This window comes from Rahnella variigena (assembly GCF_003610915.1).
GTDB lineage: Bacteria > Pseudomonadota > Gammaproteobacteria > Enterobacterales > Enterobacteriaceae > Rahnella > Rahnella variigena.
The window spans coordinates 2325067-2341114 of sequence record NZ_NSDJ01000001.1; the positions used below are offsets into that span (position 1 = coordinate 2325067).

Below are 16048 nucleotides of genomic sequence, written 5' to 3' on the forward strand. Positions count from 1 at the left end.
TACGCGATGGAAACCACTCCTGTGATTTCTGCGGCTAGCATAGTTTTTTTTCTATAATGCTGTCAATTCGGAAATACCAGACTATTGATCTCGTTCAAAGCGAAATTAGAAATATTCCTTACAGAAATATAATGACAACCATCGTTAAATATCAACGATGGTTGAAACATTTTTACATTAACTGAATCTTGAGAGAGAAAAGGGTTTAAGATCAAAAGGAATAGGATGATTGTTAGCGAAGTAAGTAACTATTTCACCTAATACGCTGGCAAATTTGAAGCCGTGCCCGCTTAACCCTGAAATAACCAGCGTATTTTTGTGGTCAGGCAGTGTATCTATAATGAAGTCTTCATCTTCAGTCATATCGTAAGTGCATGATGCACCGCGCAGACTGACCCCAACTCCGGGCAGGAAATGTCGGAAAAAATTGAAGGACTCGGTACCATCCTGACTGATTTTGCCGAAGGGTGACCGTTCCTCTGGTTCTGTGATCCACTGGCCCCCATTGTGTTTTCCTAGTTTCAGGGCATCTTTGACTGAGGGGAAACCGTAGTACTGATCGCCTTGCTGTGTTTCAAGGGTAAATGCAGGGAAGTGGTTTTCCTCACTATAACGGCCATCCGCATGGAACCAGGCGAAAACTTTGCGCAGAGGTTTAACCGGCACTTCAGGCAGAATCCTGGTGACCCAGGTGCCCGCAGATACCAGCATTTTTGCCGCACTGTAGACGCCATCCGCCGTAGTCACCTCAACGCTGTTCTCATGCCATTGAATACTTTCAACCGGGCAATTAAACAACTGCGCGCATCCGGCTTCTCGGGCCAGACGGATATATGCGGTGACGGCCATTTCACATTGCAGATAACCGGAGTCAGGCTCAAACACGCCTGAATAACCGTCAGGTAACGTGAATAAAGGCCATTTATCACGGATATCCGCGGCGCTCAGGTTCTGTGTGTTCAGGTGATAGGTTTGTGCGCTGTGTTTTACATTACCGATGAATTCAGAATTTTCAGGACCGATGTTGAGCACGCCGCTGCGATGAAAAATCTTATCGCCGCTCAGTTCTGCCAGTTCATTCCACAGCGTTTGTGCCCTAAGCAGCATAGGTACATAACGCGCGCCTTCACCATAAGCATGGCGGATCAGACGGGTTTCACCGTGATGGCTGCCTGCCTGATGGGGCGGCATTGAACTGTCTATCATCAGCACCTTCAATCCGGCACGGGTGGCGTAGTAGCCCGCCGCAGAACCGACTGAACCGCTGCCGACGATAATGAGATCGTAATCCATATTTAAAAATTCCTGAGGTGAGTTTTTAACAAATAGGCTACAGGCATGATAGAGAGTTTACGACGGTGAAGGCAAGCAGGGCAGAGGCAAAGAAAAAGGCACCAGGATGAAATCGCTGGTGCCTCAGGCTGGCAGATTAAAATCAATGTTTTCGGTGATCACTGTATTCGTACTCGTTAGATTCTATCTTTTCAATGCCGGCTTCGAGAATGTTGATCAGTTGTCGGGCAACGTCGGTAGTTAACCACAAGGTTCTGTCTACCTGAGCATCCTCGGGTGTCTGGTCTTTTGAAGACAGGTAATGAAGACGTATCATCATGGCGTCATAAGAGTCGACGGTACTGATATCCCAACCAACAAGCGGGTGTGTCTGAATAACTTCATCATTTCTGTCCATATAGACCCCTTAAATTGTAGTGACTAACGTGAGTGACTATCTGAGGATCAATGCGGCTCATTATCAGGTGAGCTTGTTCAGTATAAACAGTTAAATCGATTTATGGTGAGATTTGAGAGTATTAAATTGTAAATAATTTGTGGCGATTAATAATTCAGCAGAATAGTCCGAAGATTAACCAAAATTATTTTTTGGGGGAAGTATGATTTATGCATTCCAATGGAATAAAAAACCGGACTGCGACGCCCGGTGAAATACAGAAATAGCCTTACGGCGTGGTTTTAATAAACCTGATTATTATAAATAGGGCAGAGAAAATGAATAGGTTTGCAGACATTTCATAGTGTTACTCATCGTTCTGATTTGAAAACCAGTCGTCGGCACTTTCCCAGGTTTCCTGCAAAATTTCTTCGATCAGATCGCGATCAGTTTTAGCTCCGCCCAATACGGACAGGCTATTTGCTCCCGCATAACGGACCTGAACTTTATTTTCGCGATCAGTAAACTGTTTGTTAATTCTCTTACTCAATTCACCCGATAACGCGTCCAGCGCGCCAACAGGCAGAGGCTTGGTTTTATCGATTGTGACTTCAACACGCATAGGACCTCCTGAATAGATTTGACTGTATATTTATACAGTCAAATCATGATCAGCGCAAGCTACCGTGCAGAGAAATCGTATTTAGTACGATGTCACTTTCCAGTTCAGGGTTTGTCCCGCGAGGAATGGCACAACAGATTCGTTACCTAAAGCAATTTCTTCCGGCTGCGTCACCGGCGTGCGCGTCAGTTCGATGAAATCTTCATTGAGCGGCAAACCATAGAAACGCGGACCATTAAGAGAGCAGAATGCTTCGAAATGCTGCAGCGCATTCATCTCTTCAAAGACGGTGGCATAAGCGGACAGCGCGAGTGGTGCATTAAAGCAACCAGCACAGCCACAGCTAGATTCTTTACGGTCTTTAGTGTGTGGCGCGGAATCTGTGCCCAGGAAGAAACGGTCAGCACCGCTGGCGATGACTTCACGCAGTGCTTCCTGATGAACGTTGCGTTTAAGAATCGGCAGACAGAACAGATGCGGACGAACTCCGCCTACCAGCATATGGTTGCGGTTAAACATCAGATGCTGTGGCGTGATGGTAGCGCCCAGATATTGATTACCGGAAAGAACATACTGAGCCGCTTCTTTGGTCGTGATGTGCTCGAAGACAATTTTCAGCTCAGGGAACTGACGGCGAACCGGATCCATCACTTCATCGATGAAACGAGCTTCCCGATCAAAAATATCAACATGGCTGTGAGTGACTTCGCCGTGGATCAGCAAAGGCATGCCGATTTTTTGCATACGCTCGAGCACAGGATAAATCGTTTTGACATCCGAAACCCCATGCTGGGAGTTGGTGGTCGCATTGGCCGGATACAGTTTTGCCGCAGTGAAAACACCTTGCTCGAACCCGCGGGCAATTTCTTCCGGATCCAGAGAATCGGTCAGATAGCAGGTCATCAGCGGGGTAAATTTATGCCCGGCAGGCAGCGCGGCCAGAATACGTTCCCGATAGGCGATTGCCGCAGCGACAGTCGTTACAGGTGGCGTCAGGTTTGGCATGACAATCGCGCGACCAAAGACTTCACTGGTGAAAGGTAACACCGTGCTGAGCATTTCGTCATCACGAAGGTGAATATGCCAGTCATCTGGGCGGCGGATTTTCAAAACTTGCGGTGTTGCGGTCATCAGGCAAAACTCCGGCATTGAGAGACAAGATGTTGGGATCAGGTGCGGTAATGGGAGCATTAACGGCGGGGAACAAGAATAAGCGTAAAACCGTTGTGTTGCATCTGTTAAATAAAGTTCGTATTGAAATCAATGTATCGAAAGGTTCATAGTGGAGGGAGATTTTAGTCACCGTGCTTCATGGTGTGTGCCTGAGCATGACAAAATAACGGGAGAACCATAATGGAAATCAGAGTTGTTGCCACAATTGTCGCGAAAAAAGAATTCAGGGCAAAAGTGACAGAAGCATTGCTTGACGTAATTGAGCCAAGCCGGCAGGAAGTGGGATGCCTGCAATATGAGCTGCATCAGGATCTGGATAACGACGGCACTTTTGTTTTCTATGAGCGCTGGGCATCAGAAGATGCGTTGAACCAGCACAACAAGACCGAGCATTTCCAGCATTTCGCCAGAAGCCTGGAAGGGAAACTTGAGGAACTGACGATCCGTCGTCTGAAAAGTCTGGCCTGATTTTCATGGGGCAGATAACTCGCCAATAAAAAAACCCGCCGAGGCGGGTTTTTAGTTTTGTGACACTGTCAGCTCAGCGGAATTACTCTGCTGGCATCTCCGGCTTAGTGGCAGGAGCCGTGGCAGTAGTTACTGCAGCATGGCCACCGGCAGAACCTTTGCCATCAAAGTTGAACTCAGGGCGAACCCAGTCACTTTTACGCGCGGGTTCAGGCACATAGCTAGGTGCTGGTGCTTTCGTCATAGGCGCTGTCGCGAAATGCTTGAAGCGAGGTGCAACAACCGCAGCTTCAGTCACTGCCGGAGCTTGCGCAACGGGGGCAGCCTCCACGGCAGGTTTTACTTCCGCAACCGGTTCTGCTTTCTCTTCCACTTTCACTTCAGGTTCAGCGACTGGCGCAGGTGCCTGAAGTTCAGGTTCAGCAAGCACGGCTGTCGGTTCAACGACGGCTGGCTCGTGCGCTTCAGGTGCCACTTCGACAACAGGCGTTTCTTCAACAGGTTCAGCTGTTGCAGGTTCAACCAATACAGGTTCGTCAGCAACAGGCTGTGCTGCTTCTGCAGGGGCAGCATCTGTAGCTGCTTCTTGCTGAGTAGCGTCAACCACTGTTTCTGACTGAGCTACTGGCTGAGGTGCAACCGCTGCAGTTTCAGAAATGACCGGCGTATTCGCCTGGGCAATCTCAACTTGCTGAGTCAGTACTTCAGGTGCTTCTGTTTCAGTGTTCTGCTGCTCATGGGACTGATATTCAGAAGACTGATATTCAGAAGATTGAGCCACCGGATAGGTGATCCAAACCTTGCCAGACGCCATTTCCGGAGAAACGAACGCACCTGCCATTGGCATTGGCGACTGAGTCGGGTAACGCTCGTCACGGTAACGACGACGACGCTGTCCGCTGACACGCAGGTGACGCGGAGAACGACGTGAACGACGCGGCATTCCATTTTCACGGGCGTTGTCATTCTGATTATCTTCGTTGTCTGCTGCGTTTGCTGGTTCTGCATCAGAAGATTCTTGCGTAACCACGGCTGGCGCTGGTGCTGCCGGACGAGTGCCGGTGATCAGCAACTGAGCCGCAGCTTCTTCTTCGTGATCAACTTCTTCAGATTCGAAGCGGATTTTCTGATTCAGCTGGCGACGCTGACGGCGCTGTGCTGGCTGACGATCTTCCTGTTCAGTTTCATCAGTAACAACCGGTGCGACAACAACTTGCTCAACAGCAACCGCATCCTGAATTTTCTCTTCAGTTTGTGGTTTACGTTTGTCTTCAGAACGGCGACGCGAACGCTCACGACGAGGTTGTTGCTGCTGTTCTTCGCGAGCAGCAGTTTCCACTTCTTCGTTACGTGTTTCAGTAACAACCGGTTCCTGGTTACGACGGCCACGACGCTGATCGTCACGTTGTTCGCGATTATTTTCGCGGTTATCACGGCCTTCGCCACGATTATCACGATTGTTGTCACGACCTTCGCCACGCTCACCACGATTACCGCGGTCATTGCGCTCGCCACGTTCACCGTTACGCTCACGGCGTCCGCCCTGACGACGCTGGTTGCGGCGTTCGTTATTACGACGGTTTTCGGTTTCAGTTGCTTCCGTAGTCTCTTTTGGTGCTTCAACAGGTTTAACTTCCTGTTGTGGCTCCGGTGCGAACAAGCTCTTCAACCCGCTTAGCAGACGGCTGACAAAACCGGATTTTTCAACAACAGGGGCTGCCGGAGCATTCACTGTGGCTGTTCTGGTTTTGACAGGTTCTTCAGTCACAGTAGCCTGCTCGAAGCTGGAAGGAGGTGCTTCGCTTTGCAGCGCGAATGCAGCCAGTGCCGGTTGCTCAGGACGACGACGTTCAGCCGGCAACTCTTCAGAAGGTTGCAGCATTTCTGCTTCGTGGATCTGAGGCAGCAAGTAGCTCAGTGCAGAGATTTCTTCACCTTTACGTACACGCAGAACGTGGTAGTGCGGAGTTTGCATCTGATCGTTAGGTACGATCACTGCACGCACGCCACCCTGACGTTTTTCGATGGCATTCACCGATTCACGTTTTTCGTTCAGCAGGTAAGAAGCAATTGGCACCGGAACGATGGCATGCACTTCTTTGGTGTTTTCTTTCAGCGCTTCTTCTTCAATCAGACGCAGAATCGACAGTGACAGAGATTCGTTGTCACGGACGGTACCGGTACCTGCACAACGCGGGCAGATATGGTGCGTTGATTCACCCAGTGACGGGCTCAGACGCTGACGGGACATTTCCAGTAAGCCGAAACGGGAAATACGACCAATCTGGATGCGGGCGCGGTCCTGACGAACGGCGTCACGCAAACGGTTTTCTACTTCGCGCTGATGGCGAACTGGCGTCATATCGATGAAGTCGATAACGATCAGGCCACCCAGGTCACGCAGGCGTAACTGGCGGGCAATTTCGTCTGCCGCTTCAAGGTTAGTGTTGAATGCTGTTTCTTCGATATCGCCGCCGCGGGTTGCACGCGCGGAGTTGATGTCGATAGCGGTCAACGCTTCAGTGCTGTCGATAACAATTGAACCGCCGGAAGGCAGACGGACTTCACGCTGGAAAGCGGATTCGATTTGCGATTCGATCTGGTAGTGACTGAACAGCGGAATTTCACCGACGTACGGTTTAATTTTGCTGCTGAAATCAGGACGGCCCAGAGCGGCGATATGCTCTTTTGCCAGGTCGAGGATTTTCGGGTTATCGATAAGGATTTCGCCGATATCCGGACGCAGATAGTCACGGAATGCACGAACGATAACGTTACTTTCCTGATGGATCAGGAATGGGGCAGGGCGGCCTTCAGCAGCTTTCTTGATTGCATCCCAATGTTTGAGACGGAAAGTCAGGTCCCATTGCAGGGCTTCTGCGGATTTGCCGACACCGGCCGTACGCACAATAAGACCCATGCCATCAGGCAGTTGCAGAGAAGACAGCGCTTCTTTCAGCTCAGTACGGTCATCACCTTCAATACGGCGGGAAATTCCCCCAGCGCGTGGATTGTTAGGCATCAGAACCAGATAGCTACCGGCCAGACTGATAAACGTCGTCAGTGCTGCGCCTTTATTTCCACGTTCTTCTTTATCAACCTGAACGATAACTTCCTGACCTTCGCGCAACACATCTTTGATGTTTGGGCGGCCGTGGGAAGAATAGTTGCTAGGGAAATATTCACGGGAAATTTCTTTCAGAGGGAGGAAACCGTGTCGTTCTGCGCCGTAATCTACGAATGCCGCTTCCAGACTAGGTTCAATGCGGGTGATTTTACCTTTGTAAATGTTCGCTTTTTTCTGCTCATGGCCCGGACTTTCAATATCCAAATCATACAGCCGCTGTCCATCTACAAGGGCAACGCGCAACTCTTCTTGCTGAGTCGCGTTAATCAACATTCTTTTCATCGTAACTTACTCATTATTATTCCATTATTGACAGAGCTGCGGGCAAAATGACCTCATGACCGGGTAAACCGTTGGCCCCGAGTCTTCTCGCAAATCGTCAACCTCACGGTTGTCGCTTGCATAGGGGCGCATTATTTCGGTAAGTCTGCTTTTGCTGTATTAAAGACACCAGCGTTATGAAAGCAGCACTTTTATTAGGGGAATAGCTTCTGAATTTAGGTTAACAGATCTCATTCCGTATGCCGGCCAAGCTGCAACCCGCAGCCCGCTAATTGCTTGATTTCACATTACGTCTTACGCCATTGCTGCGTTTTTGCGCGATCAGGCAAATCTATAATTCCTGCGTTTTCCCTAACTTAAGAGAAACAACGCCGAAAGTAGTTTCATTATTCCATTGCAGGCACTGTGATAGCAAGGTGACTTTTCCCATGCGGGTAAGATATTTACCTCAATGAGAGATGTGCCGCATTGTCTGAACTTTCGCTTTCTGTAAAAACAAGGGGTATAGAAGGGTTTTCCTCGGCAGTTACTGGTAAAGTAAGAGTTAAGCACATAAAAATCAGTGGCGCGAACCGTGCCGGATATTTAGAATCGCGAGCCATGAAAACTGAGAATCCAACTGTACAATTAATCCCCATCTCCGAAGACGAAGCCGGTCAGCGCATCGACAACTTCTTACTTAAAATCCTTAAGGGCGTGCCGAAGAGCATGATCTATCGCATCGTGCGTAAAGGTGAGGTGCGGGTTAATAAGAAAAGAATTAAGCCTGAATACAAATTACTTGCCGGTGATGAAGTGCGTGTCCCGCCGGTTCGCGTGGCAGAGCGTGATGAAGCGCCGGTTTCTGCGAAGCTGGATAAAGTCGCGGCTTTAGCAGATTGCATCTTATATGAAGACGACCATTTACTGATCCTGAACAAACCTTCCGGTACTGCCGTCCACGGTGGCAGCGGTCTGAGCTTTGGCGTGATCGAAGGTCTGCGAGCCCTGCGTCCGGAAGCGCGCTTCCTTGAACTGGTTCACCGTCTTGACCGTGATACTTCCGGCGTTTTGCTGGTCGCCAAGAAGCGTTCCGCCCTGAGATCACTGCATGAGCAATTGCGCGTTAAAAGTATGCAGAAGGATTACCTGGCGCTGGTGCGCGGTGAATGGCCTTCGCATTGCAAAGTGGTGCAGGCTCCGCTGCTGAAAAATATCCTGCAAAGCGGTGAGCGTGTTGTCAGGGTGAATGCGGAAGGAAAACCTTCTGAAACACGTTTCAAAATTGAAGAGCGCTATGAATTTGCAACGCTGGTGAAAGCCAGCCCGGTGACAGGCAGAACGCACCAGATCCGTGTTCATGCGCTGCACGCTGGTCATCCGATTGCTTTTGATGATCGTTATGGTGAGCGTGACTTCGATGCAAAACTGTCAGGAACGGGTCTGAACCGTCTTTTCCTGCATGCGGCTGCGCTACGTTTTGAACATCCGGCTAGCGGTGAAACCATGCGCATTGAGGCTCCTATGGATGCCAAACTGCGTAACTGCCTGAAAATTTTACGCGGTAAAGTAACCGCTCGTTAAAAAGATCAGCTTATATAGAGGCGCACTGGCTGCGCCTTTTTTATGCCTCTCAATTAACGGCTTTCAAGTAACGGATTGATGCCGTGTTCGCGCAGTAAGGAGAGCAGGGCAATAAGTGGCAGCCCGATTAGCGTGTTTGGGTCGCGCCCCGTCAGACTGTCGAAAAGCGTAATCCCCAAACCTTCGCATTTAAAGCTACCCGCGCAGTCGTACGGCTCTTCGCGATGTAAATATCCGGTAATTTCTTCATCGGTCAATGGCCGAAAGGTGACGTCAAACGTTTCGCATAACGTCTGCGCTGTTTTTGCATCGCTGTTATAGAGACTCAGGCCGGTATAGAACGTAACCACTTTGCCGCTGGCTGCCCGTAACTGACGGAATGCATTATCGAAAGTGTGCGGTTTTCCGGTGATTTTTCCATCGATAAAGCAAACCTGATCGGAGCCAATGATCAGATGATGCGGGTAAGCAGTGGCGAGCGCGTCAGCTTTGGATTGTGCCAGCCGCTGCACCAGTTCTGCCGGATTTTCATCGGGAAAAGGGGTTTCATCAATATCGGGTGAAGCGCAGGTAAATTTCAGCCCGGTTTTCTCCAGCAAGGCTTTCCGGTAGACCGAGGTCGAGGCTAAAAGTAAATCTGGTGCAGACATAATCATAATTTTTTTTCACAAAGCGTAGCGTTATTGAATCACACATTTTAAACTGTCGTCCGCTGCGGAAGCGAATATTGGTGAAAGGTGCGGTTTTGAGGCCTTTTTCTTTGACTCTCTGTCGTTACAAAGTTAATATGCGCGCCCTATGCAAAAAGTAAAATTACCCCTGACCCTTGATGCGGTCCGCACTGCCCAGAAGCGTTTAGACTATACAGGTGTCTATACTGCAGATCAGGTTACGCGTGTTGCCCAATCAGTGGTCAGTGTGGATTCTGATATACAAACCTCATTGTCGTTTAATATCGACAATCAGCGCCTGGCTGTGATTACCGGCCACTCCGATGTTGCTGTGACTCTGGAATGCCAGAGATGCGGTAAGACGTTTGAACATCAGGTTCACACAACATATTGTTTTAGCCCTGTCCAGAATGATGAACAGGCTGAGGCATTACCGGAAGCGTACGAGCCTATCGAAGTCGATGATTTTGGCGAAGTCGATTTGCTGGCAATGATTGAAGACGAAATTATTCTTTCACTGCCTGTCGTTCCGGTACATGAATCTGAACACTGTGAAGTGTCCGACGCGGACATGGTATTTGGCAAACTGCCTGAAGAGGCGGAGAAACCTAATCCATTTGCCGTATTAGCGAGTTTAAAGAAAAGTACTTAAGGAGTAAGGTCCATGGCCGTACAACAGAATAAACCAACCCGTTCTAAACGTGGCATGCGTCGTTCACATGACGCTCTGACCACTTCCACTCTGTCTGTGGACAAGACTTCTGGTGAAACTCACCTGCGTCACCACATCACTGCCGACGGTTTCTACCGCGGTCGCAAGGTAATCGGCTGATAATTGCCTGCAACTTATTCACGTGATAAGTGCTGGCAAGGCGATACCTTGACTCGTCTAACCATCGCGTTAGATGTAATGGGCGGAGATTTCGGTCCTTCCGTCACAGTGCCTGCTTCATTGCAGGCACTGATCTCTAATTCTGAATTAGATCTTCTTCTGGTCGGCGATCCCGACGCAATCACACCTTTCTTAGCCAAAGCCGATCCTTCTTTAACAGAACGAATTCGGATAATTCCTGCTGAATCAGTTATAGCCAGCGACATGCGCGCGTCGCAAGCTATACGTGCCAGTAAAGGAAGCTCAATGCGTGTGGCGTTGGAACTGATCAAAAGCGGAGATGCACAAGCGTGTGTCAGTGCCGGGAATACCGGCGCTCTGATGGGATTAGCCAAAATGGTGGTCAAGCCACTGGATGGCATTGAGCGCCCGGCGCTGATGAGCGTCCTGCCCAATCAGCAACGTAGTAAAACTGTGGTGCTGGATTTGGGGGCGAACGTTGAGTGTGACAGCACAATGTTGGTCCAGTTTGCCGTGATGGGTGCAGTAATGGCGGAGCAGGTGGTGGGTATCAGTAACCCCCGCGTCGCCTTACTCAATATCGGTGAAGAGGAAAGCAAAGGGCTGGATAATATCCGCGAAGCCGCCGCTATTTTAAAAAATACCGCACTAATCAACTATATCGGCTATCTTGAAGGCAATGACCTTCTGACCGGTAAGACAGATGTGATGGTGTGTGACGGCTTCGTGGGCAATGTTACGCTCAAGACCATGGAAGGCGTAATAAGGATGTTTTTGTCACTGTTAAAATCCTCCGGTGAGGGTGGCAAGAAAGCCTGGTGGTTGAAATGGTTGGGACGGATAGTCCAGAAGAAGTTGCTAAAGCGTTTTAGCCACCTCAACCCCGACCAGTATAATGGCGCATGTTTGTTAGGATTACGGGGCATCGTTATTAAAAGCCACGGTGGAGCAAACCAGCGTGCGTTTGCTGTTGCTATCGAACAGGCTGTGCAGGCGGTGCAGCGGCAGGTCCCTCAGCGGATTGCCGCGCGCCTTGAAGCTGTATTACCCAAGAGTGACTGATCGTACATGTATACAAAAATTCTCGGTACGGGGAGCTATTTGCCCGTGCAAGTTCGGACTAATGCCGACTTAGAAAAAATGGTGGATACCTCCGACGAGTGGATTGTCACCCGCACAGGTATTCGTGAACGTCGTATCGCTGCACCGGATGAGACTGTGGCCACAATGGGCCTGCACGCAGCAGAAAAAGCACTTGAAATGGCTGGCGTCAGCGCAAGCGACGTGGGTTTGATCATTGTTGCAACAACCTCATCTTCACATGCATTCCCGAGTTCAGCCTGCCAGGTGCAGAACATGCTGGGCATCAAGGATTCTGCAGCATTCGATCTGGCCGCCGCTTGTGCAGGTTTTACATACGCACTGAGCGTTGCCGATCAATACATCAAAAACGGTGCAGTGAAATATGCACTGGTGATCGGCTCTGATGTGTTGTCGCGTAAACTCGATCCTGAAGATCGCGGTACGGTTATTCTGTTCGGTGATGGCGCGGGCGCGGTATTGCTGGGCGCATCAGAAGAGCAGGGCATCATTTCTACGCATATGCATGCCGATGGTCATTATGGCAACCTGCTGACGCTGGCCTACCCAAGCCAGACAGAGCCGGAAAAACCTGCTTATGTCACCATGGCGGGTAATGAAGTCTTCAAAGTCGCTGTGACTGAACTGGCGCACATTGTTGATGAAACACTGACCGCAAATAATCTCGACCGTACTGCACTCGACTGGCTGGTTCCGCATCAGGCGAACCTGCGCATTATCAGTGCGACAGCGAAAAAGCTGGGTATGGGAATGGACAAAGTCGTGGTTACGCTCGATCGTCATGGCAATACCTCTGCGGCCTCTGTGCCTGCAGCATTTGACGAAGCAGTGCGTGACGGCAGAATTCAGCGCGGGCAATTAGTGTTGCTCGAAGCATTTGGCGGTGGCTTTACCTGGGGCTCGGCGCTGGTACGTTTTTGATTTAACAGGATGATAAAAATGACAAAAATTGCAGTTGTTTTCCCTGGTCAGGGTTCTCAGACGCTCGGTATGCTGGCTGATCTAGCCGCTGCGCATCCGGTGGTTGAAGAAACATTTGCCGAAGCTTCTTCGGCGCTGGGATATGATTTATGGCAGCTGGTGCAACAGGGGCCTGCTGAAGAACTGAATAAAACCTGGCAGACACAGCCTGCGTTGCTGGCCGCTTCCGTCGCTATCTGGCGTGTATGGCAGCAGCAGAACGGCGCTCAGCCTGTTCTGATGGCGGGTCATAGCCTGGGTGAATACTCTGCTCTGGTTTGTGCCGGTGTGCTGGATTTCAAACAGGCGATTTCACTGGTTGAACTGCGCGGCAAACTGATGCAGGAAGCGGTTCCGGCGGGTACTGGCGCGATGTACGCTATTATCGGTCTGGACAACGCCGCGATTGCCAAAGCCTGTGAAGAGTCAGCTCAGGGTCAGGTTGTCTCTCCGGTTAACTTTAACTCGCCAGGTCAGGTTGTGATCGCGGGTAACAAAGAAGCGGTAGAACGCGCCGGTGCGGCCTGTAAAGAAGCAGGTGCAAAACGCGCTCTGCCACTGCCAGTCAGCGTGCCATCGCATTGTGCTCTGATGAAGCCTGCTGCGGATAAACTTGCCGTTGCACTTGAAAATGTCACATTCAGCGCACCTCAGTATTCCGTGGTGAACAACGTTGATGTGAAAATTGAAACGTCTCCTGAAGCCATCCGCAGTGCGCTGGTACGCCAGCTGTACAGCCCGGTGCGCTGGACTGAGTCTGTCGAATTTATGGCAGCACAGGGCGTTGAGCAGCTTTTAGAAGTGGGGCCGGGTAAAGTGTTGACCGGTCTGACAAAACGTATTGTTGACACCCTGACGGCGTCCGCTGTGAATGACACGGCAAGCCTGGCAGCGGCGTTAGAGCAGTAATAAGAGGATGAGTATGACCTTCGAAGGCAAAATTGCACTTGTTACTGGTGCCAGTCGTGGTATTGGCCGCGCTATTGCAGAGAAACTGGTAGCAGGCGGCGCGAAAGTGATCGGCACAGCGACCAGCGAGAAAGGTGCTGAAGCGATCAGCGAATATTTAGGCGAAAATGGCAAAGGTATTATGCTCAATGTGGTTGATTCTGCATCTATTGAGCAAGTATTGGCGACAATTCGAGCTGAATTTGGCGAAATTGATATTTTAGTTAATAATGCCGGCATTACCCGTGATAACCTTCTCATGCGTATGAAGGATGATGAGTGGCAGGATATCCTGGATACGAATCTGACTTCTGTGTTTCGGCTTTCAAAAGCTGTCATGCGAGCTATGATGAAGAAACGGTGTGGACGGATTATTACAATTGGTTCCGTTGTTGGCACCATGGGTAACGCAGGGCAGGCGAACTACGCGGCGGCTAAAGCTGGCTTGATTGGTTTTAGTAAGTCTTTGGCACGTGAAGTTGCTTCACGTGGCATTACTGTCAACGTCGTCGCTCCCGGCTTTATTGAGACGGATATGACAAGGGCGTTGACAGATGATCAACGCGCAGGCATTTTGTCATCAGTTCCAGCCAACCGGTTGGGCGATGCCAAAGAAATTGCCAGCGCCGTTGCTTTTTTAGCCTCTGACGAGGCCGGCTATATCACGGGTGAAACATTACATGTCAATGGCGGCATGTATATGATTTAAAAATTACGAAATTATTTGCGTTTTTTGCGGTAAAAACCGCAAAATAGAGCAAATTCGTGGTTTGACCAGCCTGGATTTAGTTGCATCTTTTTCAACATTTTATACACTACGAAAACCATCGCGAAAGCGAGTTTTGATAGGAAATTTAAGAGTATGAGCACTATCGAAGAACGCGTTAAGAAAATCATCGTTGAACAGCTGGGTGTTAAACAGGAAGAAGTAGTGAATGCTGCATCTTTCGTAGACGACCTTGGCGCTGATTCTCTCGACACCGTTGAGCTGGTTATGGCTCTGGAAGAAGAGTTTGATACCGAGATCCCTGACGAAGAAGCTGAAAAAATCACTACTGTTCAGGCAGCAATTGATTTTATCAACGCTAGCCAACAGTAAGCGTACATGCTTTAAGTTTAGATAGTTAGGCGGTCATTTGACCGCCTAAGTTTTTTATATCCCACGGTATTACTACTTTTTTCCCTCCCTGGAGGACACACGTGTCTAAGCGTCGAGTTGTAGTGACTGGACTGGGCATGCTGTCTCCTGTCGGCAATACTGTAGAGTCCACTTGGAACGCTCTCCTTGCCGGTCAGAGTGGCATCAGCCTGATCGACCATTTTGATACTAGTGCCTATGCAACGCGTTTTGCTGGCTTAGTAAAAGATTTTAACTGTGAAGACTACATCCCGCGCAAAGATGCCCGCAAGATGGACGCCTTTATTCAGTATGGTATTACTGCCGGTATTCAGGCGATGCAAGACTCCGGGCTTGAAGTGACTGCTGAGAACGCGACACGCATTGGTGCGGCGATTGGTTCTGGCATCGGCGGACTTGGTCTGATTGAAGAAAACCATACGTCATTGGTTAACGGCGGACCTCGCAAAATTAGTCCTTTTTTCGTTCCATCAACCATCGTTAACATGATTGCCGGTCATCTGAGTATCATGTTCGGGTTGCGTGGGCCGAGTATTTCTATTGCTACAGCCTGTACTTCTGGTGTGCATAATATTGGTCATGCAGCCCGTATCATCGCCTATAACGATGCTGACGTGATGCTGGCAGGCGGCGCAGAAAAAGCCAGCACCCCGCTGGGTGTCGGTGGTTTCGGTGCAGCACGCGCACTATCCACGCGCAACGATAATCCGCAGGCCGCAAGCCGCCCGTGGGATAAAGATCGTGATGGTTTCGTACTGGGTGACGGTGCCGGGATTATGGTGCTGGAAGAGTACGAACATGCCCGCAAACGCGGTGCAAAAATTTATGCCGAAATCGTCGGCTTTGGTATGAGCAGCGATGCTTACCATATGACCTCTCCACCGGAAGACGGTGCAGGTGCCGCGCTGGCGATGGAAAACGCTTTGCGTGATGCAGGCATTTCTGCGTCGCAAATTGGCTATATCAACGCGCACGGGACTTCTACCCCGGCGGGTGACAAAGCCGAAGCGCAGGCGGTTAAATCTGTCTTTGGTGCGGATTCTCACAAAGTGCTGGTCAGTTCAACCAAGTCTATGACCGGCCACCTGTTAGGTGCGGCGGGGGCGGTGGAGTCTATCTTCACTTTACTCGCATTGCGTGATCAGGCCGTTCCACCGACCCTGAATCTGGACAATCCAGACGAAGGGTGCGATCTGGACTTTGTGCCGCACGAAGCGCGTCAGGTAAAAGACATGCAATATTCACTGTGCAACTCCTTCGGATTCGGCGGAACTAACGGTTCCCTGGTATTCCGCAAGATGTGATTGCGACTGTGTATTATTGAGAAAGGCCCGTTAATCGGGCCTTTTTGCTGTCTGAATAAAAGCATTTGCTATGCGGTAAAGTGGAATCAAACGGCAGCTCAACGGAAAGAGTCTTCCCGCCATTTCGGCCTGCCGGTACGATAAAGTAAGAATGCTCCACTTGCTGCCA

16 protein-coding genes are annotated in these 16048 nt (G+C 50.0%); 10 read left to right on the plus strand and 6 right to left on the minus strand.

The genetic code is table 11. The features are described 5' to 3' along the window. Positions 1–177: 177 nt before the first annotated feature. From solA to pyrC, 4 genes are all read right to left on the minus strand, one after another. Entirely contained in the window at positions 178–1293 is a 1116-nt protein-coding gene (gene solA / locus CKQ54_RS10815) for an N-methyl-L-tryptophan oxidase (protein WP_120160610.1), read from the minus strand. A 142-nt stretch (positions 1294–1435) separates the two neighbouring features. Beyond that, on the minus strand, positions 1436–1690 hold the full coding sequence (gene bssS / locus CKQ54_RS10820; RefSeq protein ID WP_013576258.1) for a biofilm formation regulator BssS: 255 nt from the start codon (positions 1688–1690) through the stop codon (positions 1436–1438). Between the two features lie 346 nt (positions 1691–2036). Then, positions 2037–2291: a DNA damage-inducible protein I gene (dinI, locus tag CKQ54_RS10825; RefSeq protein WP_112291148.1), complete on the minus strand. Its 255-nt coding sequence runs from the start codon at positions 2289–2291 to the stop codon at positions 2037–2039. 81 nt (positions 2292–2372) lie between these two features. Continuing rightward, positions 2373–3422, minus strand: a complete 1050-nt coding sequence (gene pyrC, locus CKQ54_RS10830) for a dihydroorotase (protein WP_120160611.1) — start codon at positions 3420–3422, stop codon at positions 2373–2375. A 222-nt stretch (positions 3423–3644) separates the two neighbouring features. Here pyrC and CKQ54_RS10835 point away from each other — a divergent pair, with 222 nt between their 5' ends. Then, positions 3645–3932: a putative quinol monooxygenase gene (locus CKQ54_RS10835; RefSeq protein ID WP_112291145.1), complete on the plus strand. Its 288-nt coding sequence runs from the start codon at positions 3645–3647 to the stop codon at positions 3930–3932. Between the two features lie 82 nt (positions 3933–4014). On the opposite strand, the gene rne is transcribed toward CKQ54_RS10835, so the two are convergent. After that, a complete protein-coding gene (gene rne, locus CKQ54_RS10840; protein ID WP_120160613.1) occupies positions 4015–7341 on the minus strand; it encodes a ribonuclease E in 3327 nt (1108 codons plus the stop codon). A gap of 600 nt (positions 7342–7941) precedes the next feature. Between rne and rluC the strand changes: the two genes are divergently transcribed. After that, positions 7942–8904, plus strand: coding sequence for a 23S rRNA pseudouridine(955/2504/2580) synthase RluC (rluC, locus tag CKQ54_RS10850; protein WP_120160615.1), 963 nt, complete (start codon positions 7942–7944; stop codon positions 8902–8904). A gap of 53 nt (positions 8905–8957) precedes the next feature. Here the strand turns inward: rluC and CKQ54_RS10855 are convergent, their stop codons facing one another. Continuing rightward, positions 8958–9560: a Maf family protein gene (locus CKQ54_RS10855; protein WP_425272786.1), complete on the minus strand. Its 603-nt coding sequence runs from the start codon at positions 9558–9560 to the stop codon at positions 8958–8960. A gap of 142 nt (positions 9561–9702) precedes the next feature. On the opposite strand from CKQ54_RS10855, the gene yceD reads away from it, so the two are divergent. The 8 genes from yceD (at position 9703) to fabF (ending at position 15879) form a co-directional block, all read left to right on the plus strand. After that, positions 9703–10227, plus strand: a complete 525-nt coding sequence (gene yceD, locus CKQ54_RS10860; protein WP_112291141.1) for a 23S rRNA accumulation protein YceD — start codon at positions 9703–9705, stop codon at positions 10225–10227. Positions 10228–10239: 12 nt separating this feature from the next. Further along, the gene (gene rpmF / locus CKQ54_RS10865; RefSeq protein WP_013576249.1) at positions 10240–10407 is read left to right on the plus strand and encodes a 50S ribosomal protein L32; all 168 of its coding nucleotides are present in this window, start codon (positions 10240–10242) and stop codon (positions 10405–10407) included. Positions 10408–10455: 48 nt separating this feature from the next. Next, positions 10456–11490: a phosphate acyltransferase PlsX gene (gene plsX, locus CKQ54_RS10870; protein ID WP_120160617.1), complete on the plus strand. Its 1035-nt coding sequence runs from the start codon at positions 10456–10458 to the stop codon at positions 11488–11490. 6 nt (positions 11491–11496) lie between these two features. Beyond that, a complete protein-coding gene (locus CKQ54_RS10875; RefSeq protein WP_112291138.1) occupies positions 11497–12450 on the plus strand; it encodes a beta-ketoacyl-ACP synthase III in 954 nt (317 codons plus the stop codon). A gap of 18 nt (positions 12451–12468) precedes the next feature. Further along, positions 12469–13398 carry an ACP S-malonyltransferase gene (gene fabD, locus CKQ54_RS10880; protein ID WP_120160618.1) on the plus strand — a complete coding sequence of 310 codons (930 nt, stop codon included), beginning with the start codon at positions 12469–12471 and terminating at the stop codon, positions 13396–13398. Positions 13399–13411: 13 nt separating this feature from the next. Further along, positions 13412–14146, plus strand: a complete 735-nt coding sequence (gene fabG, locus CKQ54_RS10885; protein WP_112291135.1) for a 3-oxoacyl-ACP reductase FabG — start codon at positions 13412–13414, stop codon at positions 14144–14146. Positions 14147–14299: 153 nt separating this feature from the next. Then, positions 14300–14536: an acyl carrier protein gene (acpP, locus tag CKQ54_RS10890; RefSeq protein WP_015690190.1), complete on the plus strand. Its 237-nt coding sequence runs from the start codon at positions 14300–14302 to the stop codon at positions 14534–14536. A 101-nt stretch (positions 14537–14637) separates the two neighbouring features. Continuing rightward, positions 14638–15879 carry a beta-ketoacyl-ACP synthase II gene (fabF, locus tag CKQ54_RS10895; RefSeq protein ID WP_112291134.1) on the plus strand — a complete coding sequence of 414 codons (1242 nt, stop codon included), beginning with the start codon at positions 14638–14640 and terminating at the stop codon, positions 15877–15879. Positions 15880–16048: the final 169 nt, after the last annotated feature.

Coding starts and splice junctions, on each gene's coding strand:
- rne (WP_120160613.1), bottom strand. CDS start 7,341: ATGAAAAGAATGTTGATTAACGCGACTCAGCAAGAAGAGTTGCGCGTT.
- pyrC (WP_120160611.1), bottom strand. CDS start 3,422: ATGACCGCAACACCGCAAGTTTTGAAAATCCGCCGCCCAGATGACTGG.
- dinI (WP_112291148.1), bottom strand. CDS start 2,291: ATGCGTGTTGAAGTCACAATCGATAAAACCAAGCCTCTGCCTGTTGGC.
- rluC (WP_120160615.1), top strand. CDS start 7,942: ATGAAAACTGAGAATCCAACTGTACAATTAATCCCCATCTCCGAAGAC.
- fabG (WP_112291135.1), top strand. CDS start 13,412: ATGACCTTCGAAGGCAAAATTGCACTTGTTACTGGTGCCAGTCGTGGT.
- bssS (WP_013576258.1), bottom strand. CDS start 1,690: ATGGACAGAAATGATGAAGTTATTCAGACACACCCGCTTGTTGGTTGG.
- CKQ54_RS10875 (WP_112291138.1), top strand. CDS start 11,497: ATGTATACAAAAATTCTCGGTACGGGGAGCTATTTGCCCGTGCAAGTT.
- solA (WP_120160610.1), bottom strand. CDS start 1,293: ATGGATTACGATCTCATTATCGTCGGCAGCGGTTCAGTCGGTTCTGCG.
- CKQ54_RS10835 (WP_112291145.1), top strand. CDS start 3,645: ATGGAAATCAGAGTTGTTGCCACAATTGTCGCGAAAAAAGAATTCAGG.
- acpP (WP_015690190.1), top strand. CDS start 14,300: ATGAGCACTATCGAAGAACGCGTTAAGAAAATCATCGTTGAACAGCTG.
- yceD (WP_112291141.1), top strand. CDS start 9,703: ATGCAAAAAGTAAAATTACCCCTGACCCTTGATGCGGTCCGCACTGCC.
- fabD (WP_120160618.1), top strand. CDS start 12,469: ATGACAAAAATTGCAGTTGTTTTCCCTGGTCAGGGTTCTCAGACGCTC.
- rpmF (WP_013576249.1), top strand. CDS start 10,240: ATGGCCGTACAACAGAATAAACCAACCCGTTCTAAACGTGGCATGCGT.
- CKQ54_RS10855 (WP_425272786.1), bottom strand. CDS start 9,560: ATGATTATGTCTGCACCAGATTTACTTTTAGCCTCGACCTCGGTCTAC.